General features: G+C 39.7%; 26 protein-coding genes. 14 read left to right on the forward strand and 12 right to left on the reverse strand.

The features are described from left to right. Positions 1-7: 7 nt before the first annotated feature. On the reverse strand, positions 8-1,537 hold the full coding sequence (locus AAH582_RS18900) for a DUF2931 family protein (protein WP_343319623.1): 1,530 nt from the start codon (positions 1,535-1,537) through the stop codon (positions 8-10). 366 nt (positions 1,538-1,903) lie between these two features. On the opposite strand from AAH582_RS18900, the gene AAH582_RS18905 reads away from it, so the two are divergent. From AAH582_RS18905 to AAH582_RS18920, 4 genes are all read left to right on the forward strand, one after another. Further along, positions 1,904-2,479 carry a GNAT family N-acetyltransferase gene (locus AAH582_RS18905; protein WP_197084085.1) on the forward strand — a complete coding sequence of 192 codons (576 nt, stop codon included), beginning with the start codon at positions 1,904-1,906 and terminating at the stop codon, positions 2,477-2,479. Positions 2,480-2,651: 172 nt separating this feature from the next. After that, the gene (locus AAH582_RS18910; protein WP_046675066.1) at positions 2,652-3,131 is read left to right on the forward strand and encodes a hypothetical protein; all 480 of its coding nucleotides are present in this window, start codon (positions 2,652-2,654) and stop codon (positions 3,129-3,131) included. 85 nt (positions 3,132-3,216) lie between these two features. Further along, positions 3,217-4,380: a PepSY-associated TM helix domain-containing protein gene (locus AAH582_RS18915; RefSeq protein ID WP_343319628.1), complete on the forward strand. Its 1,164-nt coding sequence runs from the start codon at positions 3,217-3,219 to the stop codon at positions 4,378-4,380. Between the two features lie 93 nt (positions 4,381-4,473). Continuing rightward, entirely contained in the window at positions 4,474-4,806 is a 333-nt protein-coding gene (locus AAH582_RS18920) for a winged helix-turn-helix transcriptional regulator (protein ID WP_343319631.1), read from the forward strand. Between the two features lie 2 nt (positions 4,807-4,808). Here the strand turns inward: AAH582_RS18920 and AAH582_RS18925 are convergent, their stop codons facing one another. Beyond that, the gene (locus AAH582_RS18925) at positions 4,809-5,267 is read right to left on the reverse strand and encodes a VOC family protein (protein ID WP_201638853.1); all 459 of its coding nucleotides are present in this window, start codon (positions 5,265-5,267) and stop codon (positions 4,809-4,811) included. A 382-nt stretch (positions 5,268-5,649) separates the two neighbouring features. On the opposite strand from AAH582_RS18925, the gene AAH582_RS18930 reads away from it, so the two are divergent. Next, positions 5,650-6,273 carry an HPP family protein gene (locus tag AAH582_RS18930; protein ID WP_343319637.1) on the forward strand — a complete coding sequence of 208 codons (624 nt, stop codon included), beginning with the start codon at positions 5,650-5,652 and terminating at the stop codon, positions 6,271-6,273. 81 nt (positions 6,274-6,354) lie between these two features. On the opposite strand, the gene AAH582_RS18935 is transcribed toward AAH582_RS18930, so the two are convergent. The 4 genes from AAH582_RS18935 to AAH582_RS18950 all read right to left on the reverse strand — a co-directional run bounded on the left by AAH582_RS18935 (position 6,355) and on the right by AAH582_RS18950 (position 8,656). Beyond that, positions 6,355-6,618: a hypothetical protein gene (locus AAH582_RS18935; RefSeq protein ID WP_046675060.1), complete on the reverse strand. Its 264-nt coding sequence runs from the start codon at positions 6,616-6,618 to the stop codon at positions 6,355-6,357. Between the two features lie 255 nt (positions 6,619-6,873). Next, positions 6,874-7,281: a VOC family protein gene (locus AAH582_RS18940; protein ID WP_343319642.1), complete on the reverse strand. Its 408-nt coding sequence runs from the start codon at positions 7,279-7,281 to the stop codon at positions 6,874-6,876. Between the two features lie 128 nt (positions 7,282-7,409). After that, positions 7,410-7,931 (reverse strand): hypothetical protein, encoded by a 522-nt coding sequence (locus AAH582_RS18945; protein WP_046675058.1) that lies wholly within the window; start codon positions 7,929-7,931, stop codon positions 7,410-7,412. 71 nt (positions 7,932-8,002) lie between these two features. Continuing rightward, on the reverse strand, positions 8,003-8,656 hold the full coding sequence (locus tag AAH582_RS18950; RefSeq protein ID WP_343319645.1) for a Pr6Pr family membrane protein: 654 nt from the start codon (positions 8,654-8,656) through the stop codon (positions 8,003-8,005). A 187-nt stretch (positions 8,657-8,843) separates the two neighbouring features. Between AAH582_RS18950 and AAH582_RS18955 the strand changes: the two genes are divergently transcribed. Beyond that, entirely contained in the window at positions 8,844-9,587 is a 744-nt protein-coding gene (locus AAH582_RS18955; protein WP_343319648.1) for a LytR/AlgR family response regulator transcription factor, read from the forward strand. Then, complete coding sequence (locus tag AAH582_RS18960) at positions 9,584-11,503, forward strand: sensor histidine kinase (protein ID WP_343319651.1); 1,920 nt, start codon at positions 9,584-9,586, stop codon at positions 11,501-11,503. The genes AAH582_RS18955 and AAH582_RS18960 overlap by 4 nt, the downstream gene beginning before the upstream one ends. Positions 11,504-11,779: 276 nt before the next feature. Here AAH582_RS18960 and AAH582_RS18965 read toward each other — a convergent pair whose 3' ends face one another. Then, entirely contained in the window at positions 11,780-14,248 is a 2,469-nt protein-coding gene (locus AAH582_RS18965; RefSeq protein ID WP_430459048.1) for a glutaminase domain-containing protein, read from the reverse strand. Positions 14,249-14,520: 272 nt separating this feature from the next. Here AAH582_RS18965 and AAH582_RS18970 point away from each other — a divergent pair, with 272 nt between their 5' ends. Further along, a complete protein-coding gene (locus AAH582_RS18970) occupies positions 14,521-16,341 on the forward strand; it encodes a mechanosensitive ion channel family protein (RefSeq protein ID WP_112375832.1) in 1,821 nt (606 codons plus the stop codon). A gap of 102 nt (positions 16,342-16,443) precedes the next feature. On the opposite strand, the gene AAH582_RS18975 is transcribed toward AAH582_RS18970, so the two are convergent. Continuing rightward, positions 16,444-16,938 (reverse strand): GNAT family N-acetyltransferase, encoded by a 495-nt coding sequence (locus AAH582_RS18975; protein ID WP_201638847.1) that lies wholly within the window; start codon positions 16,936-16,938, stop codon positions 16,444-16,446. A gap of 152 nt (positions 16,939-17,090) precedes the next feature. Here AAH582_RS18975 and AAH582_RS18980 point away from each other — a divergent pair, with 152 nt between their 5' ends. The 5 genes from AAH582_RS18980 (at position 17,091) to AAH582_RS19000 (ending at position 20,145) form a co-directional block, all read left to right on the forward strand. Next, entirely contained in the window at positions 17,091-17,717 is a 627-nt protein-coding gene (locus AAH582_RS18980; RefSeq protein ID WP_046675055.1) for an FMN-binding negative transcriptional regulator, read from the forward strand. Then, complete coding sequence (locus AAH582_RS18985; RefSeq protein WP_343319668.1) at positions 17,714-18,250, forward strand: GNAT family N-acetyltransferase; 537 nt, start codon at positions 17,714-17,716, stop codon at positions 18,248-18,250. Before AAH582_RS18980 ends, AAH582_RS18985 begins: the two co-directional genes overlap by 4 nt. Before the next feature lies 1 nt (position 18,251). Further along, positions 18,252-18,983, forward strand: a complete 732-nt coding sequence (locus tag AAH582_RS18990) for a YggS family pyridoxal phosphate-dependent enzyme (RefSeq protein ID WP_343319669.1) — start codon at positions 18,252-18,254, stop codon at positions 18,981-18,983. Positions 18,984-18,994: 11 nt separating this feature from the next. Further along, entirely contained in the window at positions 18,995-19,726 is a 732-nt protein-coding gene (locus AAH582_RS18995; protein ID WP_343319670.1) for a type 1 glutamine amidotransferase, read from the forward strand. Between the two features lie 95 nt (positions 19,727-19,821). Beyond that, complete coding sequence (locus AAH582_RS19000; RefSeq protein ID WP_343319671.1) at positions 19,822-20,145, forward strand: hypothetical protein; 324 nt, start codon at positions 19,822-19,824, stop codon at positions 20,143-20,145. 143 nt (positions 20,146-20,288) lie between these two features. On the opposite strand, the gene AAH582_RS19005 is transcribed toward AAH582_RS19000, so the two are convergent. Together AAH582_RS19005 and AAH582_RS19010 are read right to left on the reverse strand one after the other, a co-directional pair. Beyond that, positions 20,289-20,579 carry a putative quinol monooxygenase gene (locus tag AAH582_RS19005; protein ID WP_046675493.1) on the reverse strand — a complete coding sequence of 97 codons (291 nt, stop codon included), beginning with the start codon at positions 20,577-20,579 and terminating at the stop codon, positions 20,289-20,291. Between the two features lie 80 nt (positions 20,580-20,659). Then, entirely contained in the window at positions 20,660-21,271 is a 612-nt protein-coding gene (locus AAH582_RS19010) for an NAD(P)H-dependent oxidoreductase (RefSeq protein WP_286753337.1), read from the reverse strand. A 97-nt stretch (positions 21,272-21,368) separates the two neighbouring features. On the opposite strand from AAH582_RS19010, the gene AAH582_RS19015 reads away from it, so the two are divergent. Next, on the forward strand, positions 21,369-22,265 hold the full coding sequence (locus tag AAH582_RS19015) for a LysR family transcriptional regulator (RefSeq protein WP_046675049.1): 897 nt from the start codon (positions 21,369-21,371) through the stop codon (positions 22,263-22,265). 37 nt (positions 22,266-22,302) lie between these two features. Here the strand turns inward: AAH582_RS19015 and AAH582_RS19020 are convergent, their stop codons facing one another. Both AAH582_RS19020 and lpdA read right to left on the reverse strand, forming a co-directional pair. After that, positions 22,303-22,872 (reverse strand): Crp/Fnr family transcriptional regulator, encoded by a 570-nt coding sequence (locus AAH582_RS19020; protein ID WP_286753336.1) that lies wholly within the window; start codon positions 22,870-22,872, stop codon positions 22,303-22,305. 173 nt (positions 22,873-23,045) lie between these two features. Continuing rightward, positions 23,046-24,449, reverse strand: a complete 1,404-nt coding sequence (gene lpdA / locus AAH582_RS19025) for a dihydrolipoyl dehydrogenase (RefSeq protein WP_343319677.1) — start codon at positions 24,447-24,449, stop codon at positions 23,046-23,048. Between the last annotated feature and the right edge of the window lie 267 nt (positions 24,450-24,716).

The following is a 24,716-nucleotide window of genomic DNA, read 5'->3' on the forward strand; positions in this document are numbered from 1 at the left end:
CCAAATTTTAGAAATGCTCCCCATAGTCGATTACCTCAGTTTTCAAAAGCAGCTTACTTTCACTATCAGTTCTTAATGTCGCTGTTGCTATGTTAGTCTTTGTGTCAACACTGAACTCCAGCATAGCCCCAACGTCCTTTTTGTCATTAAAAAATGAAGCGAAATTCTTAAATGTCTCAGTTTCATCAAACAAAAACCGCGCAGCACATCGGTTATTATGCTGATCATACCATTTGATGTACACATCTTTGGGAATACCTCGAGATGCCATGTCCATATCCCGAAGGCGCTCATCAAAGACAAAACGTTCGGAATTATAAAATTCAAAGTCCGCATCAAATGCTTTTATGTCAGAAGACAATACAAATTTAGGCTGTACAGGATAACGTTGCCGTAATTTATCCCAGTAGCCATAGGGAATAGGTTTATTTGCAATGGCTTGTTGAACATCCGAAGGAATAATCGATGTATCGGACAATACTTGATCGCGCCATTCCTGATTAAAGACATTACCGTAAGCTCCATTATCTTTGGATGTATCCGTAGCATGGATCACTACTTTTTCGGCTTGATAACGACCAATTTCGACCTGACGACGTCCTGTCCCACTGGCCCATACCACAAGTACACCGCCAGGAGCAAAACCCAAAATAATCTTATTATAATGTTCATCATTAGTTTTGATCGCTCCTTTTTCTTGGTATGGTGTACTGAACAACCTCCGCAATTTACTATAATCAATCGGACCGTTCATGCGATAAAAAACATCTTCAGCAAAGGAATACCAAGTAATGTCTAATGCCTTAGGCAATGACATCACCTGCTCATATGTACCGCCTCCAGCTTGTCCCCACACGGCGTTATAATTTACGATATTGCCTTCACTAAATGTAAATTCATAATCTTCATCTTTCGGAAAAATAAAACGGCCACTATATAACTGGACGGGATAAGCTGCTGGATTACTCATCGCACAGAACCATTTATAGCGCCCTTCTCTGATATTATCTTCTTGTGTTAGGCGTTCTTCCCTGAGGTCATTAAACTCACGTATTGTCGTTGAGAACGCGAATATAATCGGTAGTAAAATAAGATATCCAAGCAAAGTCGGAACCAAATATTTCCAGGATTTTATTGCCCATGTGATAATCACGCTACTAAAGAATGTCAGGAAAATACTGAGTGTTAAAATCAAGGGAAACATTTCCTTAATCACTCCCCCTAGATCTGCATAAAGCCGATGCTCGTATTCATCACCCAAGGTTGATAAAAAAAGAAGTACCGGAAGCAATAAAGAAAATAAGCAATAAAAAAGAAAACCGTAGCCAAGTTCAAAAGCGAATTTTGGTTTCTCTAAGACCTTTAACTTCTTCCGAAAGAAATTAAAATGGAAATAAACCAAAGCGATAACAATAAAATAAGGCGAACAGCAAAATGCGGCATAAACCATATTTAGATCTGCATTCTGTACAAGTAAGGTCGCAATTAGGCTGATGATAGAAACCAAAAAAGCAGAAACTGTCGCTCTTAAAATCATTATAATTTGTTTTTAATCCAAAAAAAGCTGCCGAAAGCCGTATAACTGACAACAACACGATTCAAAAATAACAAGAAATGTCTTATGAATATAAGCCGATCAATATTCAAATACATTGATCAACTATTCGATCCAACGTGGACAATATATTTTTTTCACAAGAAGTATTTAATTAACTGTTATCCGTTTTCGTCAGGATCGATACATTGAGCCATTTCATATTACATTCAATAAACGCTCGACTTTATCCCCTCTTCAGCGAGATATCGCTCGTTATAGTAAAATTTCTTCGAAAAAAAATACGATCAAAAGCCCTTTGACGAAAATCATTTAAGTTTGCTAACTTCGCTTTTATTCTTCAAAAAAATGGATATACATCATAACATTAGAAGTGCCCAGGAAAGTGACGCACATCATGTCCCTGAAATTATGCTCCAGGCAATGGAAGACATTATATTTCGCTTTATCAAAAAAGAAGATCGAAGCGAGGCTGTAAATTTCTTAACGCAGCTCTTCAAGCAAAAAGGTAATCTCTATAGTTATGAGCATACGTTTGTCGCAATTGACCACAATGGACATATTTTAGGCTCATTAACCGGTTACGATGGTGATCGGTTTATTGAATTAAGACAGCCTATTTTGGATCATATGAAGGAACTGTACAATAATAATTTGATTCCAGAAGCCGAAACAATTGGCGACGAATTTTATATCGATTCAATTGCGGTTGCTCCCATTGCACGCGGCAAAGGTATCGGAACAGAACTTTTAAATTATGCGATTACACATGCCAAGCAAAATGGTTTTAAGAAAGTTGGCCTGCTCGTCGACCTAGAGAATCCCAATGCACAAAAACTCTATGAAAGGATTGGTTTCAAACTCGGCAAAAAAACTCCTTTAGTAGGGGGCGAATATTATCACATGTATATTCAACTTGATTAGATACGGCTTTTATCTAATTTATCGCCATTTCAGGCCTTATCCCGCTAATCAGTATCTTTTGAGAAGAAGTCCAAGCAGCTCTGGCAGACAACACCAATTAGATCAGACATAACCATTGATCAATTGGCAAGGATTTTGTATTCTAGAAAATAACTATGAAAATTTGGGAATAATGAAAAAGCTAATTTCAATTGCGGTGGGCTGTCTAAGCCTAGTTCTGGCGACGCCAGCTTTAACACAAGCACAACACAGAGGACATGGTGACCATGGCTGGCATGGCAACAAGGACCGGGAAAAATACATTCGAAAACGGGAAAAAGAGTACGACAAATATGTGCGCGAACGCGATAAGCAAGATCGCAAATACTGGAAACATGCATACGAACATGATCATGGGCGTCCCAGATGGGCTAGCGCACATCACTACGACATGAGACATCATGTGTACTTTAGCGATTACAAAACATTCTATGATCCTTATCGGGGCGGATATGTTTATATGACCAATGGCCGATGGAACTTTTCTGTGAATGTGCCTTCTTTTCTCGTGAATGTCAACTTAGGAAATGCTGCGATTCGTGTGGTCAAAGATGTACCTCTTGACAGAAGACCAGAAGAGTATTACGACGATAATGAGGATTGGGACGATTAACGGTACGATTAAACTTTACGTTTATTTAGAATAATTACTGATAATACTGTATTTTTGCGCTGTTCATCCGATTGACAGCGCATCTATGACAAATAAAAGAGCTAAACAAAAAAGCCTAAAAAATATACTTAGAAAATTGCATCTTTATTTGGGCTTATTATTTGGTATAATCTTTTTTACCGTTTGCGTGACAGGGATGTTATTGAGCTTTGAAAAAGAGCTTACCCCACTTTTATGGCCGAAAGAACAGCAGGTAACTGTACAAAGCAATCGTCTTTCCCTTGCACATATTTCCCAAAAAGCCGAAGCTATATTTCCGGACAAGAAGTTGTTTCGCATCGAAATTCCAGCAGATCCTTCCCGTAGTTTCCGTATTCAGTATGGACAAAAAAAGACCGGATACTGGTATGCATATATAAATCCTTATACAGGAGCACTATTATCCAAAGGTCGGCAGAGTGACCGTTTTTTTCAAAAGACTTTGGATATCCATCGTTTTCTTCTCGTCGAAAAAATCGGAAGTACCCTAACTGGAATCTCAGCTCTAGCGGCTTTCTTTCTTGCCCTAAGTGGTATTTACCTTTGGTGGCCAAAAAATAAATCCATGCTCAAACAACGTGTAACGATGAAAATGGCAGCCTCTCTCAAAAGAAAAATCTGGGATTTTCACGCAGTGGGCGGTTTTTACGCATCTTTGTTTTTAATTATTTTTACCTTGACGGGATTGACCTGGAGTTTCGATTGGTACAATAAACAATTCTATAAAGTATTGGGTTCAACCCAAAAATCAACAAAAGAGAAGATCAGCAACATCAACAATCAGGCTTTTTCAGACTACCTCGTGCTGGATACGATCTATCAGCAGCTAAACAGCCTATATCCCAGCTCTGGAAATATAATTATCACGTTTCCCGAAAAGAAGGACTTAGCTTTTGCACTAACTAAGGAAAATTTTTCAAATGCAACTTTACAGATCAACCAGGTTTTCTTTGACAGCAAATCCGGACAACTACTTAAAAATAACCCTTTAGAAAAATTACCTTTGGCGCAACAGGCTCAACGTATGATGAAATCTATTCATATGGGGTCGATATTTGGATTACCTTCTAAAATTATTGTATTCTTAGCCGTTACACTGGCCGCTTCTCTCCCCATCACAGGGATATGGATATGGTTGAACAAAAGAAGAAAGAAGAAACCGTCAAAAAGCCAAAAGAAGAAAGCAATTCAACTTCAAACCATAGCATAGCGTATTATCCTTATTTTTAAACTTATTCAAATGGATTCTTATATCAGACACACGACTAGATAATAATAGAAGAAATGATCGATATTAGCTGCTATGAAAGACCGCAAAGAAAATTCGACGAATGCAATCAATGAAAAAGCATTACAACAGTTCTGTAACGCCTCCAAGACGCTGGCATTATTCAGTGGCCGATGGAAGCTTTCGATTCTATTCAAACTCCTGGAGCAGGATACGACCTACTCGGAATTCAAAATTCTCCTGCCCCAAGTCAGCGATCGTACACTTGCAAAACAATTGAAAGAATTACAGCTGGACGGACTCATTCAAAAAGACCGAAGTAAAACAGCATCAATCTATTCGCTGACCGATAAAAGTCGTAAACTAAAACCCCTATTGGCGGCGCTTTCTGGGTTTAACAACGACTAACCTTAACTAAAATCAACACGCTCCAAAAACTCAATCACTTCCCCATTCGGACTGTAAACGAGGCTATTTCGTACAAAAACATCTTTTTTACCTTGACTGAGTATGAGTTGAAATACTCCATCACTCAAATCTTGAGCACCATGGGCGATAGCCTGTATTCGGGCATCTTCGGCGTCTTCTACCGTAAAACACAGATGAAGTAGCGCATTCTCGACATATTCCTCCCCTTCTATACGCCTTCTTCCCTGCGTTGGAATAGCAGCATTCTTATCACAAATTTCCAAATAATAGCCAATAGAGGCATTAAAAAGCATAGCACAACGTTCTAAATTAAACTCGGGTAATGACCATTCATGCACAATAATAAAACCGAGATTTTCATAAAATCCAATTGTCTTATCAAAATCCTGAGCCTTAATCGACAGGTGGTGAAAACCCACAATATTATCTTTCAATTCCATAAAGTATATTTTTTGAACAAAACTAATGTGTTTTTCTGGAGACTGGAACAACTTACAAAATTGTAAGTTGCGCTGGTGGCCATAAAAGAGTATACGTTAAAACTAGCAGTATCAGAGGGAGATTTTAAATTACAGGAGATAGATTTTATTATTTTAATGTACTTTTGCCCATTAAATTTCTCGATCTGAAGAAGGAATAAAAGCTTTGTAACTACCATGAGTCTATAAATATGAGGTATTCATTAGACATCATTTCGATGGACTTTACTGTCGAAAGTATCGTGACATCCAACATAAGAAATCGGATGTTATAAATTCTTCAAAAATCGAGATAGAATGCGCAAAGTTTAAAGCCCTTAGTCTATATATATTTGCAAATAAAATGAAACAGCATCTTCACCGACAATTACGGATCTATAGATATGTAATCTATAGAGAGACGTTAGTCGATCCTTGGGAACATTTTTGGTCATTTATTGGCGCCTTTGTAGGAATATTTATTATCGCTTATATCCAATCTCTTCATTTACCTGCGCTGGAAAATATCTTTTTGATAGGCTCCTTCGGAGCTTCCTCGGTTTTGGTTTATGGTGCCATACAAAGTCCACTTGCCCAACCCCGCAACTTAATTGGTGGGCATGTTGTTTCTGCAATCGCCGGTGTTACCGTTGCACAGCTCCTTCCCGATATTATCTGGCTGACCGCTCCCTTCGCCGTGGCCTTGTCCATTGTTTGTATGCAGCATACACGCACGCTACACCCTCCTGGTGGAGCAACAGCACTCATTGCCGTCAGCAGCGGAACAAAAATTTCATCGATGGGATATTGGTATGTATTAAGTCCAGTACTATCGGGTTGCATAATTTTATTCCTGGTGGCTCTGATCTTTAACAATATCACGAAAAAGAGACATTATCCTGTAAAAAAATCACGTTTGCGCCGCTCAAGAAGACAGCATTTAAAAACCCGTTTTGAAACAAGCAGGAGCCCATCGAGTCTTGATTAAAAGTCTTTATGATCTATTGAATAATACGACCTAAAACTAATAAAGGATAGCGTTTTGGGTAGACGCCCAAACGCTATCCTTTTATGACCGCTTCTTCCCGTCATCTAAAACAGTTATTATAGCCCGATAAATTCCATACAGAAGGAATAGTAAACTCGTAATTGTAAGCCCCAAATACTCCACCACCCAAGCAATAAGTATGGCGACCAAATGGATTTTACCATTCTCCGGTTTAAATGCGGCACCTGAATAAACGTAATAAGCGATGGAACCAAATAAAAGAATCCATATTATCGCATAAACATAATGAAGCGGATTTTTGCTGAGCTTTCTATTTCTAAACATATGTCAAGTTTTATGATCTAATACTGATCCGCTTATCTAACACGAACGAGCATTTCGTCAAATGTAGGGTGCACATCCGTTTTTGACAAGCCATAACTATAATTCGCTTACCATGATTTAATATTCGTACTTCCTATAAAAAATCGCCCGCGGCAATGGTCGGCATACACTTGCTTCGCTACGTTAAAATCAAAAGAAAAAGTCCCTTACATTACTGCAGGGACCTTGCTTTCACCGATTATTCCGTTGTGATTTTTATGCGGTTGGAAATTTGCTCATATCCATGTAAAATATCTCCCAGGTATGCCCATCAAAATCTTCAATACTTCGCTGTTGCATAAAACCATAGTCTTTCATTGGCGTGGGTTCTATACCACCAGCTTTCAGTCCTTTATCAACAATTTCGTTCACACGATCCAGACCAGAGACAGCAAGTGAAAATAGTCCTGCGATCTGTTTTTTTGTATCTGCAAGCGGTTTCTCCGTAAATGTTTTAAACTTATCCGGAGATAAAAGCATAACAAAAATATGCTCACTCCAAACCATACATTTACCTTGCTTATCCGAAAACTGAGGATTGTTCGTAAAGCCCAATTGTGTATAAAAATCCATTGACTTATTCACATCTGCTACTGCGAGATTTATAAATATCTGTTTCATCATTTAAAGTTTAATTGCTACTGATCTAACAAAGATGAAAATTTCCGTCCATAAAAAACTTGGCCTATGCGAAGATTTTTATTCAGCATCAATAAACTGGTGGAATAGCCAAATCTTGTTTGGCAAGCTCGTTACTTGGAGAGCTCATTCAATTCGGCCTGCGAAAACACATGCTCGCCTTTTAGATAACCATTCGCTTCTTTCAGATAGGTATATATTACTTCTCGGCCCTTTGGATTGGGCAATTTATGTAAATTTTTGACCAAGAAGTCTTTATCACGCAATCTATCTTTACCATAGCTTAAAAAAGATGGTGCGTGCGTCTGCACGCTCCAACGAATAAAACGTAAATCGATATTGTCTGGGTATTTCATGATCATTTCTTCGAGGAGCTTTTTTCCTTTCTTGAATTGCCCCAATTTTGTAAATGGATTGCCCATATGTTTTGCCCATAATATCTCATAAGCAGCAAGATACCCCTTTTCCGTGGCGGAATTGGCAGCTTTTTCCAATAGTTTCAGATTCGTTTCACAGAGCTTCTTGTTTTGAACAGCAGTCGCGTACTCGGCTCTCATTTTATCAACATCCACTTGACCAAAACAACAAATCCCACATAATACCAAAGAGACACAGATAAAAAATCGTATAGCCATTTTCAATTCAATTAAAGTAAAAAATAAACGCTGTTTTGTGATATAACAATATCGAAGAGCTTTGAGTTTTCTTATTTTTTAATCCGCTGAGAACGCTGTTTGTTTTGCCACCTTCCCAATACAATGAGCAATGCACCAATGACGATGAAAACCAACGTTACTCCAAAGCTGTTCAAAATAACCCTGTCCATCCCCAATTCGGAAACATTGACAAAAGGATAGGGATAAAATCCAGAAAACGAACCATGCCACAACGTATAAAAAAGATAGACTAATGGGAAGATCAACCAATAAAAAATATGACTCCACCGGATTGTTCCCTTGTCCAAAAAACGCCACCAAAAAAGGAAAAAACTCAAAGGAGCGAGCACATGCAATAATTCGTCAACCACCATTGATAAACCCTGCGGATGCGACAGAAAGCGAAGTATGGTATTATAGATAATTCCGACAATAAGAATATATAATGTTACGGCAGTAATTGTTTCGGGTCTAGTAAAAAATAGGCCCATTCGACTTTTTGACCAGCAAATAGTAAAAAAACAGCATAACATAACCATTACATTACTCAGAATCGTAAAATAACTAAAAAACTGAATAATATAGTCGACCCTGTCAAGCTTGGAGGTATGAGCACTTAAGATAAACTGTCCAACAATTGCAAACAAGGTAATCATACCAAGGCTACCAGCAAAAACTGATTTTAATGATTTTTGATTCTCCATAGTCCTATCGGCTTTTACCATACTAAAGATAAAAATTTCAACTGCTATTTGGAATTTTAAATGATCAAATCCAATTCACCCCTACTCGAATCTTAAATCCAGATTGTAAATAATTGCAACGAATTGTAAATGGATTCAGTTTCCTTACTTACAATTATTATTTTTATAGGCTATAAAGTATTGATAAATGATCAGAATAGCCATTATCGAGGATGAACCCGCGGTACGCAAAGAAATCAGCTATTTAATCCAACAGGAAACTGATGTTGAACTTGTTGGCTGGAGTGATACGGTGACAAATGCTGTAAAATTGATTGAAGAGAAACAACCAGACGTTATACTCATGGATATTCAACTCCGTGATGGTACAGCATTTGACATCCTAAAAAAGCTAATCGCTATTCCACAGAATATTATTTTCATTACGGCCTACAATCATTTTGCAATTAAAGCCATCAAATATGGTGCTTTGGATTATCTCTTAAAGCCGGTCGACCAAACCGAATTAAACGAAGCATTAGAACGTTATCGGCGTAAAAGCGAAAACAATCCCCAATGGATGCAGCGTTTATCAATGGCGCAAGAAGCTTTACACGCCAGCGAACTTCCCGAAAGCATCGCCTTGTCTTCCATACACCATGTACGTATCGTCCCCGTTCACAACATCGTGTACTGCAAAGGAGACGGTCCCTATACTTTTTTCTTTTTAAATGATGGTACCAAAGAGTTAATTTCTAAACCCCTCAAATATTATGAAGAATTATTGCCACCGCCCTATTTTTTACGCACCCATCAATCGTATCTTGTCAATCGTTCGCATATTTCTGGTGTCAATCGTTCCGAGTATATTGTCTTAAAAAACAAAGAGGAAATTCCAATTTCATCACGCAGAAAAAACTCGATCTTAAATCAGCTTTTCCCTGAAAAATGAGCATACTGAACCGCATTTTCCCTTGGCTGCTACTGCCTTTGTTTTCGATCGCTTGCGCTCGAAAGAATGACGCACTGTCGCCCGATCATGATGCTATTGCCGCAGAGATTAAAACGCTCGAAGACCAAAAGTTAAATGCAGCAAATGGAGATTCCATTAAACATGCCTGGTTAAAGTTAGACCAGCATGCCACCGTAAGAAAAGACACGATGCTCGCTACCCGTGTAAAATATTGCCTGGCACGACTCTACGCCATGAGCGGTCAAGACTCGGCTCTTTTTTTTGTTCAACAGGCGCTCGAACTCATTGAACCCACCACCGGAAACGCTAAATACAAAGCACTTATTTACAATGGCATAGGAAATATTCGCAGCATAGAAGCAAAACAACGCGAAGCGGGCTATTATTACAACAAAGCCGCCACGATTGTTTTGTCGGATACCGCATCAGGATTGTCAACCGAAGCGAAATCAGCGATATTACTGTCCGCTGCCCAAAACAACTTGAGCTCCTTCCAGTATAACCTTGCAGAAAAAATGAATCGATCGGTATTACCCCTAGTTGATTCACTGCCTGAAGGACATATTAACCGGCAACGCGTATTGGTACAAATGATACAGACGCTGAATACTTTACAACGACCTGCAGAAGATATTGCCCCCTTCCTTCATCAACTCGAAGAATTACATGCTAAAAATCCAGACAAATACAACATTAGTTTTCTATATGACTCGAAGATCCAATACTATGAAACGGCTAAAAAACCGGACTCCATTTTACATTATGAGTTGCTAAAAATAGCGATAGATGAACGTTTGCACCAACAAACAGCGTCCTCTATATTGATGAACAATCTATTCGTAGACTACAGTAATGTTGCCGCAATCTATGTTTCATTAAATAAGCCGGCCTTGGGAGAAAAATTCATCCAAAAAGCCAGCAAACTTAAAGCGCAGTTTCCAAAATTAATCTTTCCCAACAACGAAATTACATTTCAAAACAGTCTAGCAGCCGTCTATCGATTGCAAGGAAAAAATAAAGCCGCAATAGACGTATTGAATCATCTTGTACAATTACAAAGGGGTATTTACCAATCGGAGAATACACAGGCGATCGCAGAAATGAATGCCCTATATCAACTCCAGGCGAAGGATCAATCTATTCGAATACTGAACGAAAATATCAAGATCAATAAACTCCAGCTACAACAAAATCGTTTAGGGCTGATCATATCCTCGCTAGCGGTTATTTTATTGATCATCATACTTTTCTTCCTATATTACAGTTTTCGCCAGCGCCGTTCCATACAAGAGAAAGAAAAGATCTTGTTGCAGCAGCAGTTGTTGCGCACACAGATGGAACCGCACTTTATTTTCAATACCCTTTCCGCTGTACAGAGCTTCATGCGCCTGGATAAAAAAGAAAATGCCATCAAATATTTAAATCGTTTCAGTCGGCTACTACGCAGCAATCTCGAATTAAGCCGTGAAAACCTTGTTCCATTAAATGAGGAACTGGAAACCTTAGAAAACTATTTGATCTTGCAGCAAATGCGTTTTGAAGATGCTTTTCATTACCATATCACACAACCTGAAGATCAAGATTTAAGCGCGGTCATGCTGCCACCAATGCTCATACAACCCTATGTTGAAAATGCGATTCTGCATGGCATAAACCTCGAAACGGGCGATGGCAGTATCGACATCCAGTTTACGTTATCTGAAGATATCCTACAGGTGACGATTAAAGATAGTGGTAAAGTAAATCCAGACATTCCTGAAATTACCCATCGTTCACTCTCTGGAACCATCAGTCGTGAACGCATGCAGCTGTTGGGCAAGAAAGCAAGTGTACAGATCACCAAAAACCCAACTGCTGGTACCACAGTCATCCTGCATATACCAGTGACATATTAATGGCAAACAAAGGAATATTTAACGTCCTTTCTAGGTTCTACTGCAGTGAAAATTTCAGGAAAACAATACAGAACTTGCAAGACAACACGTATTTCAACAGAAATCAGAAAAAAGAACCATGTTGAGCCAAATTTCGATACCGTAAAATACGAGATATTGAAACGCATAACCCTATAAACAAACGGCGAGCAATTCTTTAATTGCCCGCCGTCTTATTAACTAAACACAAACTAAATACTTCATTATCGGCTCCTGCCCCCTACTCATTTTCCTCATTTATTTCTGTTTCATGATATCCGCTAAAAGTTTCATGTAAAACCCTCCAACAACACTACGCGCCTTGAAGTTTTCGCGGATCCCCGTAGTCGAATCATAAAAATCATTTAATGGGACACGGGATTCCGTTTGAATCGCATGATTATAGACTGGTTTTATCAAAGCTTCAAATGCTTCTCTGGATGGAGCAAATGATGCTGTCCAAAGAATCCAGTCATTTTTTGTGTATGCTTTACGGCTATCCAATGGTATGCCGAATCTATTTTGCTTGGTCAGATAATACTTAATTTCTGTATCATACACTTTTTGCGGAAACAGATTCAATCCCAATACTTTGTCCCAGATCAAATTATATTTTTGACTCCAGGTATTTTTATCATCAAATGTCAGTGCATAATGATCACCGGCATCTGCCATTTCCATCCATTTCGGAACCATTTCCTCGGCAATTGCACGGTATTTTTTTGCTATCGCAGTTTCACCAATGGCCTCCGCGAGCTGCGCATAACAAGCAATACCAACGATAGCCTTAACAGATAAATTGGCATTTCGTGCAAGGTGACCGGCAAAATCATCTGTACAGAGCTGCGTTTTAGGGTCAAAACCATCTTTAACCAGATAATCTACCCATGTTGTCAATGTTTTCCAATGCTTCCTGGCATAGTCAGCATTCCCTTGCACTTTCGCGATTGCAGCAGTTAAAATAATCATATTGCCCGATTCCTCCACAGGCATAGGTTCACCATAGGTTTGACCATTGGCCAATGGATACGTACCCAAATCGTGCGCTGCCCAAGGATAGGGATATTTACCGCTCTCACTAAAATAAAATATTCCACTTAACATCCCTTTCAACAACTCCGGATTATAGATCAGATACAATGGCGCTGAAGGATAAGTGACATCGACCGTATTGATGAATCCGCCACTATTATTTTCTTTGGAAAGCCATAATAGTTCGTTTTGTGGACTTTTCACCAAGGTATGTGCTGCAATACTTTGACGATAAGCGAGAACGCTAAGGTGTGCATACTCTTTTCCACCCGATTTTAGCGCATCTGCATACACTGTTTTGTCGAATGCCACGCACTTATCGAGTACCTTACGATACTCATCTGCAGCCAAAGTCAGCTGATTTTCCATCGTTTCTTTACCGGAGTTGTTCCACCATGGTCTCAGGTTATTTTTGAAATACTGAATCGCATAAATTTCATCGTACCCGACCTCTACAAAACGTTCCTCCGCTTTCGCCCCCACATTGCCAAATGGAATGACCGTGTTCAGCGCAAGTGATGTCCCCTTAACAGTTTTTACCGATGTCGTTGTTCCCTTTCTAAAGCCGTCTACAGCTCGGCCCCTCGGACTAATAAACTGTTGCGTTTTATGCCGCTTCGGTGAAGCAACATAAAAATACCCCCAGTCTATCCGCATATCATCGGCCCCTTTCTGCAGAATAGGCTGTTCGACGGTTCCCGTTTTTAGTACAGACAATTTTGCAGTCTCATATTTTTCGGCGATCACCTCCTGTGAAGGTTTATACACCGCAATATTTGTGGATGCACTTAGAAAAACTTTAACCGCATGCTGCTTGCCATCGTTTGCTTTGACGTTATACGTGATATAGCTTACCGGTCGAGCCAATAAATTCAGATCATCCATAAGCAAAGGCGACGTAAAGGTTAATTTTAGATCAACCTTACCTGCCTGAAAGTTATAAACCGTACGCGTCGCTGTTATTTCTACATCGTTTTGCACGGCTTCTTCAATCCGTGCCCCACGCTCTTTAAGCCTGTCAACCAAACCAAAATCGAGATAACGACCGCCAGCACTATTCTTCAAATGGATGGCAATATTATTTTGCCCAGCCTTCAAATTCGCCTTGTCAATCGGTATATACTGAAAGTTGTTGGTCCAACCTACTTTTTCGTAAACCTTCTTCCCATTCAAAAATACGTCTATATTATCATCGTGATTGAGTTTTAAAAACAACTCATTAATACCCTTCGGATCCGCTACGGAAAACTCACGTCTCACCCAGATATCGTCCGATTTCCAAAGGGTTTTTACCTGCTTCTCGTCATCACCTATGGGTGCAAGTCCCGATTTCCACGTATCCGTATTATAAGCGGAAGATTCCCATCCACCTTGAGGTTTTGATTCTGTATACTGTACCGTAAAAGATTTATCTTCGGCAGTCGGTAAAATAATCGCATAACTCGGTTCCTCTTTGCCAAGAAAACGATAAATATGACCATCAACATCAATTAAGCCCAACAGCGAATGATCAGCGTCTGTCCAGTGCTTTGTTGTCGATGCATGAAGCTGATCTGTCATTGACCATATACTAAAATTGGGGTTGTGTGTAATCAATGGATAAGCCGGAGCTTTGCGTTCTTGGGCTTGTCCATCTAAAACAGTGGAAACACAGGCTACAATAACACAGAGACCTATCTTCCCAAGTTTGTTCATTGCATAAATAGATTTTTGAAAAGGTTTAATCATATTTTTTAGATAAAATTAGCTATACAGTTTTTCGTATTGAGCATATGCTCAATCGTTTTAACAAAGAAAGTCGGAATAAGTTAAATTCAGCTGTCGCATCGTATCATTTTACCTTCAATTTATATCATATTTGACGATCTGCCGTCTAATCGAGATAATTATTATCTTTGAGAACCTGTCCGATCGTTATGCGCAAAATAACCTAGTAAACATCGGCATTCAATTTTACCAATAACACGATGAGAAGTATTTACGTTTATTTCTTAATGACTATATCTTGTCTATTTTCAACGAGCGCACCGCTTTATGCACAAGAAACAGATTCGGTCAATAAAAAAGAATTGGATCTAAGTTCCCTACTGAACGGAATTAGACAACAGCAAATTAATGATTCTCTTGAACGGGTAAAGCTTCAGCATGAAATTGCCGATCTTAAAAGTCAAAATAGCCCCAAAAAAGAAAATTTAAAACAGCAGCTGAATGAGTTTGACGAAGAAAATAATCTTCGGAAGCAGCAGCTGAAAGTTAAAGTAGACTCCATCAAAAAAAACACAAAAAGATATGCGGTCGCGCCATTTCAGGATACGCTATTCTATATCTATAATAAACTTGGATCATCATTAGCCAAAGACCGCGCCTACAATGTGGTCAGCAGAATCCATAATCTATATGAAGACGATTTTGTGAAAGTAGATTCCTTTAAAATCGAAAACAGCGAAATAAGTGCCGACATCGTTTATAAAGATCTCGTCATAACTTCCGTCACAGAACTCGATGCCCTTCTTGAAGGAAAAAGCAAAGAAGAGATTGCGGCAAACTACCTAAAAAGAATTCAGGATTCAATCAAAACGGAACGTGCTGATAACAGCATTACAAAACTTCTTACCCGTATTGGGCTTGTATTTCTCATTCTAGTCGTTTTTTCGATATTGATTCTATTGATAAACAAATTGAAAAAATATGGTACGCGACGTATATTGACAGAAAGAACACAGCGGATCAAAGACATTAAGATCAAAAATTACGTCCTTGTCACCTCTGTACAAAAAACACGGATGTTTATTAATGCCATAAATATCTTACGTTGGGGCTTGATCGTACTCATTGCCTTTATCATGCTGCCGATTGTCTTCAGTGTTTTTCCATTTACACAGAGCTGGGCATCCAATCTCATTGGACTTTTTACAAAGCCCCTGAAGACTGCAGTTTTGGCAATTTGGGATTATATTCCCAATCTGATTACCGTATTTGTCATACTCGTTGTCATGCGGTATGCCGTTCGATTCATAAAGTATATTTTTAGCGAAATTGACAAAGGCAAATTAGAGGTCAATGGCTTTCATCGCGATTTTGCCATGCCAACCTTTACTATTGTTCGCTTTCTGCTCCAAGCCTTCACGCTGGTGCTCATATTCCCTTACTTACCCGGCGCAAATTCAGATATATTTAAAGGAATATCCGTATTTATTGGTGTCCTGTTCTCTTTAGGGTCATCTTCTGCGATTTCCAATATCATAGCGGGGCTTGTGATCACCTATATGCGTCCTTTCCGTATCGGAGACCGTATCACTATCGCCGACAAAACGGGCGTTGTTATCGAAAAATCCCCACTGGTAACCAGGCTTCGAACGATAAAAAATGAAGAAATTACCATTCCCAATTCCTCGGTACTTTCGGGAAATACCGTCAATTATTCGACATTCTCTGAAGAGGGAATCTGTTTTCAGGTGGAATTGACAGTCGGTTATGAAGAACCTTGGCAACGTATACACGAATTGCTGCTGAACATACCGCCGCGAATAAAAAGAGTCAACCTTAACCCTGCCCCATTCGTCTTGCAAAAAAAATTAGACGACTTTTATGTTTTATATGAACTGAATGTCTACATCGCTAGATCCGCGGAAATTGAACTGGCAAAATCTGAAATTTTTCAGTTGATCCTCGATGACTTTTTAGCGGCAGGAATTGAAATGAATGGTCCACACCTATTTGCCAAGGTTGATCATGTCCAGCAATATAATCCAAAAGCACCCAACAATTCGCACGAAAACGAACTTTAAAGCTTGTTTCCATGCGTTGTATTTTGCTGTATTTTATAGATCAATTGCTGCGTTCAGACCGGACTGAACGCAGTAATTGATCAACAGCGGGAAGCAGGTTAACTAAAGATTCAAAACATAGATCAGCTCTTCTGCTTTGACCCCATCAGGCCAAACGACATCCCTTGAATGTGTATACTCAAAGTTAAACGATTGATTTGCAGCTCGCGAGGCTTCGTTACCAACCCGATGAGATACCGTAATCCGGAGGCAGCCTTGTTCACGCGCCCATGTTATACGCGCTTCATAAAACAAGCGGGATAAACCCCGGCCTCTATGGCCTTCCTGAATGAAAGACGCGATCAAAATCGCATTTGATTCATCCGCCCGATCCAACACGACACCGGTCAGCCCAATCAATAAATCTTGGTTATACAAACCGAATATCGCACACTTGGGATTGCCCAGTAAGGCCATCCACTCGGCATCACTATAAGCCGCTTCCTTTTGATAATTGCTACCGAACACCTCAGGAGCAGAAGATAAGGCCTCCAGTCTTATCTTTTTGTATTGCTGCCATTCTCCTATTTCTAAACGTCTTAGCTCATATTTCTCCATTTTTGGCGCCTTTTTTTGCTTATCTTTCAACGTAAATATACTTAAGCAAGCGCAATAAATGAACACTGGACCAGCTACATTATTCAATTTGGACTAGCTCATTTGCACCCATTGACCGTAATTTTGACTTATATCAAGAAATAGCTATTTGCATGTATGTACCCAAACATTTCCAGTTCGAAGATTACGCAGAAAAGGTTGAATTTATGCAAAAATATAGTTTTGCCACCATCGTATCGGTTAAAGAGGGGATTCCAATAGCCACACAGCTCCCCTTCCACATCCGTACGGATAAAGATCAGCTGCTTTTAACATCACACTTCGCTCGCGCAAACGAGCAGGCAAATTATATCGAAAATACGCCGTCATTGGTTATTTTCTCCGAGCCACATGCTTATATCTCGCCACAACACTACGACAAGGAGGAAAGTGTACCAACCTGGGATTACATTGCGGTTCATGCCTATGGTCTTGCATCTATCCTTACGGAGGAAAAAGCAATAAACAAGGCTTTAGAGCAAATGATCCTCAGTTACGACGAAGCTTATCTAACACAATGGAACAATCTCTCCGATCGCTTCAAAAGTGGCATGATGCGAGGTATCACCGCCTTCGAACTTGTCGTTACGGATTTACAGGGCCAAAAAAAATTAAGTCAAAATAAAAGTGAAACAGAAAGACAGCGTATCCGCGATTTTCTGAAAAATAGCGACAATGAGCTCGAAAGAAATATTGCCGCAGCAATGAAAAATAGATCAATAAATAATGAAAAAAAATGAACAAAAATAACACCGAAATAGCAATCACTAAAGTAAAACTAACAGATATTGACCTGCTGCAGCAAATTGGAAAAGAAACATTTATCCAGACCTTTTCAGACACAAACACTGAAGATAATATGAGAACCTACCTGACTGAAGGATTTTCAAGAGAAAAATTATTGGCCGAGCTCTGCCACGATGAGTCTGAATTTTACTTCGCCGTGTTGGAAAATAATGTTATTGGTTACTTAAAAGTAAATACTGGGCAAGCGCAGACCGAAAACCAATACCCAGAGGCATTGGAAATTGAACGCATCTATGTTCTACAGGAATTTCACGGTAGAAAAGTGGGGCAGCTATTGTTCGAGAAAGCACTAGCCTTAGCTCAAAAAAAAGCAGTTTCATTCATCTGGCTTGGTGTTTGGGAAAAAAATTCCCGCGCGATCAATTTCTATCGGAAAAATGGCTTTGTGGCATTCGACAAGCATATATTTCAACTGGGCGACGATAAGCAAATCGATATTATGATGAAAAAAACAATACAACCGTAACATGGATGAGTTTATTACAGAGAATATACGCATTATACAACAGCGTATCGACAAAGCGTGCAAAGCAAATCAGCGCGACCCACGCGAAGTAAAATTATTGCTAGCGACTAAAACCGTACCTGCCGAACGTATCGAAATCGCACTGCAAACTGGTCAAACCTTAATTGCCGAAAATAAAGTACAGGAATTAAAAGACAAATTTGAGTATTTAAATACTATTCCGCATGTTAATCATTTTATTGGCCACCTGCAAACCAATAAAATCAAGGATCTGCTTAAATACAACGTATCCTGCATCCATTCAATCGATCGTATAGATCTTGCCGAAAAATTGCATCAACGACTTTTAAAAGAAGATAAAACCATGGAAGTGCTCATTCAGGTGAATACTTCCTTTGAAGAGAGCAAGTACGGCGCTGCTCCAGAGGAAGTGATCGATCTGGTTCAGCAAATAGCAACATTAAACACACTAAAGATTAAAGGATTGATGACGATAGGTCTATTGAGTGCCGAGGCCGAACAGGTGCGAGCCTGTTTCAAATTGCTTAAACATATTCAACAACAAATTATAGCCCTAGCTATTCCTGATGTATCGATGAAAGAACTGTCTATGGGCATGAGCGGGGATTTAGAAATAGCGATAGCGGAAGGCGCGACGATTGTCAGGGTAGGAACGGCAATTTTTGGACAGCGTCCTACTCCAGATAATTATTACTGGAACGAAAACCGATAACATAAAAACCAATGCGGATACATTTTATACAACACGAAGTTTTTGAAGCACCCGGAGCCTATTTAGCCTGGGCAGAAAAACAACAGCATGAGGTCACCTTTTCCCAGGTCTACCAACAGGACCTTCTGCCAGACGAAATTGATTCCGTCGATGTATTGATCATTATGGGCGGACCGCAAAGCCCAGATTCATCCCCGTCCGAATACCCTTATTTTGACGCTAAGGCCGAAATCGCCTTTATCCGCCGATGTATTGATGCAGGCAAGGCAGTTGTTGGTATATGCCTGGGCGCACAACTGATTGGCGAAGCGCTATTGGCAAAGTACGAACATAGTCCGCAAAAAGAAATTGGGGTTTTCCCCATCACGCTTACAGCGGCAGGAATAAACGACTCCAAAATAGCACATTTTGGCAGCCCGTTATCGGTTGGACATTGGCACAACGATATGCCTGGACTTACCCCTGAAAGTGAAATCTTAGCAAGTAGCGCCGGCTGCCCTAGGCAAATTGTGCGTTATACAAATCTCGTTTACGGATTTCAATGCCATATGGAACTCACGACTGAAGTCGTCCGGCTATTGATAGCTTCAGAAGAAGATCTCCTTCTCCAAAGCCAATTGCACCAATTTGTGCAATTACCCGACGTAATTCAGGCTTATGATTACAACGAAATGAACAATAAACTTCATACATTTTTAGATTTACTTGAATGTGCATACAGGAGAAGTCTGGTCAATAAATGAGCATAACTGTTTAAATGAGGCCATAAAAATTCGTAGAGGTAATTCATTAGTTGGATAAAAAATCGTAGATTTGATATTAACACAAAGAACTATTGATGGACCTAAGACGCAGTAAACTTCTAAAAATGGGCTATGTCGCCCTTCTGGCATTTCTCCTGTACAGCTGTGTCTCCCAAAAAGAAAACAAAAAACTGACCTGGTATCAACATCAGACTATCGAGCAGCTTGTTCCGGAAACTGATTCCAGTTACAGAGTGCAAATTGGTATCATGGCTGCTACCTTCTGGCTAGATAATCAAGATGGTCAGCTGACCAAAAAATTGAATCTCCTGCAACAGAGCTACACGCAACGAAATAAAGTCGACGTCGCTGTTCAGCAAGGTACCAACAAAATCATTCGCGTCACCAAATCAGAATAGAGCACGCTCTATCTAGGCAACACAAATGATTTTGGCACCACCAATACTTCAATTATAGTTCATATCCTAGGCCCACACAAATCATCCACTACACATGTTGTTTGCTATCTTCTCAATAAGGTCCGGACAGACCACATGGTAAATTAAGCAATCTTATTCATTGCTATAATTTGAGGCGTTTCCTGTAATTTTTCACCAGCCACTTTTCCAAATGCCACAATATAAGGTTGTTGATTATGCGCATCCAAGCCCGCTTGATCTTCCCAGATTTCATAAAATATAAATTGATTTTCATCACTGTTTACCTGGTGCAGATCATACTGTATACACGCTTCTTCTTTCCTACTTGCCTCGACCATTTCTAACAATAATGCCAATACTTCTTCCCGATGTGCAGGAACTACTTTTAAAATTGCGGTTAAATATACCTTCATGTTATTGATTTTATTTTGGTAATTTACTCTTTTCATCGCAATAACGCCATGGATAAAGCGATTTATCGATCAATAAATTTTTAGTTCAACGTAGTTTCCAAATGGAACACCTCTTCCAAATATTGTTTATATTCCTTTTCGTAATTGTCGACACGTTCTTGAGATGCCCCCTTTTCCATATCATGAAAATGGAAACTTCCCAGGTGTTCCAATCCTGCAAACTGATTCATCTTATGAAAACCGAATAAAACACCGGCATCAACTGAATGCTGATCAAAAAACTCATTTTCCATTGTAAATGCTGTCTCAGGGGCATTCCAGCTCGAAGTCACCATGTATTTTTTACCTTGCATCAAACCTCCGGTGCCGTAATTAATTGCCGGATTCTTACGCGATCGACCATCATTTTTATAGATACCGTTGTTGTGACCGGCCGTAAAGACTTCATCGATATAAAGTTTCAGACGATTCGGAACCTGAAACCACCATACAGGAAAATGGTAAACGATAATGTCTGCCCATTTAAAATTTTCAACTTCAACCATTGGATCAAAATCATCATTGATATTGGTAACCCTTGTTTCAAATCCATTTTCAGCCAATGTTTCAACGGTCCAATTTGTTATCGTAGTATTAAAAGAACCTCCCGAGTGTGCGAATTTCTGTCCGCCATTGATAATAAATATTTTCATTTCTATAATTTTTATTATTGATAACACAAATTTCTATCATATTTTTGAATCATACAAATAATTTAAATTGTATATTTGTATCATAAAAATAATAACTATGAAATGGAACTTAGAATGGCTTCGTACATTTAAGGCAATCTATGAAACCGGAACATTATCTGCAGCTGCACAGGAATTATTTATTTCTCAGCCGGGGGTAAGCTTACATCTGAATTCCCTGGAAGCATTTACGGGGCACAAGCTTTTTGATCGCTCTGCGCGAAGAATGGTGCCGACCGAAAAGGGGAAAATCTTGTATAACTATGTTATTGATCCGCTTAAAAAACTAGAAACTGGTGAACAGCATTTTCACAAACGGGCATTGGACGAACGTATAACGATCAGTATCGGAATGTGTTTTGAGACCTTTCAGTACACCCTCGAAGAACATATTGCCCAGCTCCCCTTCAATTTAATTATCAAATTTGGAGAATATCCGCAGATGCAACAGGATCTTGATAATGGTTTATTGGACCTTATTATTACGCCTCAAAAAGGAAACCAACAGAATCTACAGTATGAAGCTTTTTCAAAAGAACGTATTGTCTTGATTGCAGGGTGTCAGACGGATACATCCACACTGGAAGCACTGCTGAGTGCCAATAAAATTAAAGAAGCAGCTCAACTCCTTAAAAAACAATTATGGTATAGCACGGCTGCCGATATGGATCATTTAAAAAACTACTGGTCAACACACTTTGGCGAACATCCAGACTTTAGCCCCAATTATATTGTTCCCAATATTAGCTCCATCATACGCTGTTTGAGCAACAATACAGGCTTTTCGATTGTTCCGGACTTCCTATGTGCTGAAGCAATTGCATCCGGGAAAATAAAACTAATCTGGGAAGGGACATCGCCTGTCGAAAATATCCTTTACTTCGGAACTAGAAAGAAAACCATGTATCAGGAAGAAATTGGGCAGTTGGAAACGCTGTTAAAAGAGAAATGGTAGTTCACCGGGCTATTTCTTGCCGATGGCCCGATTTACCTTACTGGTGGAGCATTTTACTTAAAAACTCGGGCGTAACGCCAATATATGCAGCAACTTGTTTCTGCGGAAGACAGTCGATCAATGTAGGATAACGTGTACAGAACTTTTCGTAACGTTCTTTGGCAGCTAGACGGAGATTCTCCATCGATCGACTTTGATAATAAACCAATGCATTTTCGGCAAGTATCCGAAAATAGACATTCAGTTTCGGAATCTCCTGATAGAGTCGATGCAGATCGACTTTGGAAATCATCCATACTTCAGATTCAAATACCGCATCGATGTATAAACTTCCGGGTTTTCCCGTCACCAAACTATACATATCGCCGATCCACCAACCCTCGGGAGCAAACTGTTGAATATATTGAAAGCCGTCTTCATCCACGCAATAACTTCTTAGACAACCCGAAGCGACAAAAATAGCATACCTGCTCAGATCGCCCTCCAACAGCAAATATTGTTTCTTCTTCACTTTTTTGGATTTCACAACAGCCAATAGGCGTACGATTTCATCTTCCGTTAGGTCGATCTCTTTCTGAATACTGTCTAACAATACCTGCTTGTCCATAAATTAAAGGATGATACACAACAAACATAGATAAATTGATTTTTGTATCCAAAAAAATAGACCAGCAGCGCCTTTTCTTGGACGGAAACCTGTTTAGTTTTTCTGAAAGAAATACATTGAGCTCTTTCGAAAGAAATACGTGTTGTCCTTCTCTGAAAAGGCGCATAGGATACTTATATATTTACAGATGGACGCCCTGAAGCAATGGTATGCGCTTCCTTCAAGACTTCTGAATAAGTAGGATGTGCATACGACACCCTTGACATACTATCGGCGGTGATTTCATATTCCAAGCCCAAAACACCTTGAGCAATCAGATCGGCCGCACGTGCTCCAATGATATGAACCCCCAATAATTCGCCATATTTAGGATCGGCTAACACCTTTACAAACCCTTGCGTATCCATCCCCGCGCGGGCACGGGCGTTTGCGGAAAATGGGAATTTCCCAACCGTATACGCTACACCCCTTGCGTTGAGGTCCTCTTCTGTCGCACCAACTGAAGCGACTTCAGGCCAGGTATAAACCACACTTGGAATGCGATCATAATGCACCTTTGGTTTTTGGCCGTCTATATGTTCAACAACAAAAATTGCTTCTTCTTCAGCTTTATGCGCCAGCATTGCTCCACCGATCACATCGCCAATAGCGTAAATATGGGGAACCGCCGTCTGTAGCTGCTCGTTGGTAACGATCATACCTCTGGCATCCAGTTGAACAGCTGTATTCTCCAACCCAAGCCCCGCTGTAAAGGCTTTCCGTCCGACAGCAACCAAAACATAATCCGCCCGTAACTGCTGCTCCTGACCATCGCTATCCCGAAAGAATACGCTTGCCGAACTGCCTTCATTTTCTGTTTTGTAGACAGCCTGTTTAAGCAGAATTTTAATGCCATCATGGAGTAGTATTTTTTTCAATGCATCCCCCAATTCATGATCCATATTGGCAAGGAGGCGATCGGCATATTCTATGATAGTGACCTCACAGCCCATCCTGTTGAATATGGATGCCATCTCTACCCCAATAACACCACCACCGATGATAACTATTTTACCCGGCTTCTCAGGCAAAGATAACGCCTCCGTTGAGCTGATAATACGTTTTTTATCTATGGTTACTCCCGGAATTGTCGCCGGCTTTGAGCCGGTAGCAATAATGAATTTATTTGCACCAAGGGATAGTCGTTCCCCAGCTGATGTAGCGATCTCAACAGTAGAATTATTCACGAAAGAAGCTGTTCCGTGGATCACCGTTACCTTATTCTTTTTCATCAGGAAATTCAGCCCCTGCGTATTTTGCAAAACCACTTTATCTTTACGCTCATACAGCCGACCAAAGTCTATCGACAGCCCTGCTACCTGAATCCCATGTGCAGCAAAATGATGCTGCGCGTCATGATAGTGATGTGTACTATCCAAAATTGCCTTTGTGGGAATACAGCCGACATTGGTACAGGTACCACCCAATGTATCATATTTCTCTAAAAGTGCAGTTTTATACCCCAATTGAGCACTGCGAATCGCCGCTACATAGCCGCCTGGGCCAGACCCAATGACAACCAAATCATATTGTTCCATATACGAACTATTTTTAGTTAACAGAATTATTCACGACCAAAACAGGTCTTACAAATACGCCCCGCATAGTTGACACCATCCAAAAGGCTACTATAAAAATTTCACGATATACGCCAATCATAGTACAAAATAAAATACCAAAAGGTATATTTAAAGACAATAGAAAACATGGTATTATTCACAAACAATATATTTAATTAAAATCACAACAAACTTACGAATAAAATACCAATCAGTATATTTTAAACAAAAAAAATAAATCAAAAA

This window comes from Sphingobacterium multivorum (genome assembly GCF_039511225.1).
Taxonomy (GTDB): Bacteria; Bacteroidota; Bacteroidia; order Sphingobacteriales; family Sphingobacteriaceae; genus Sphingobacterium.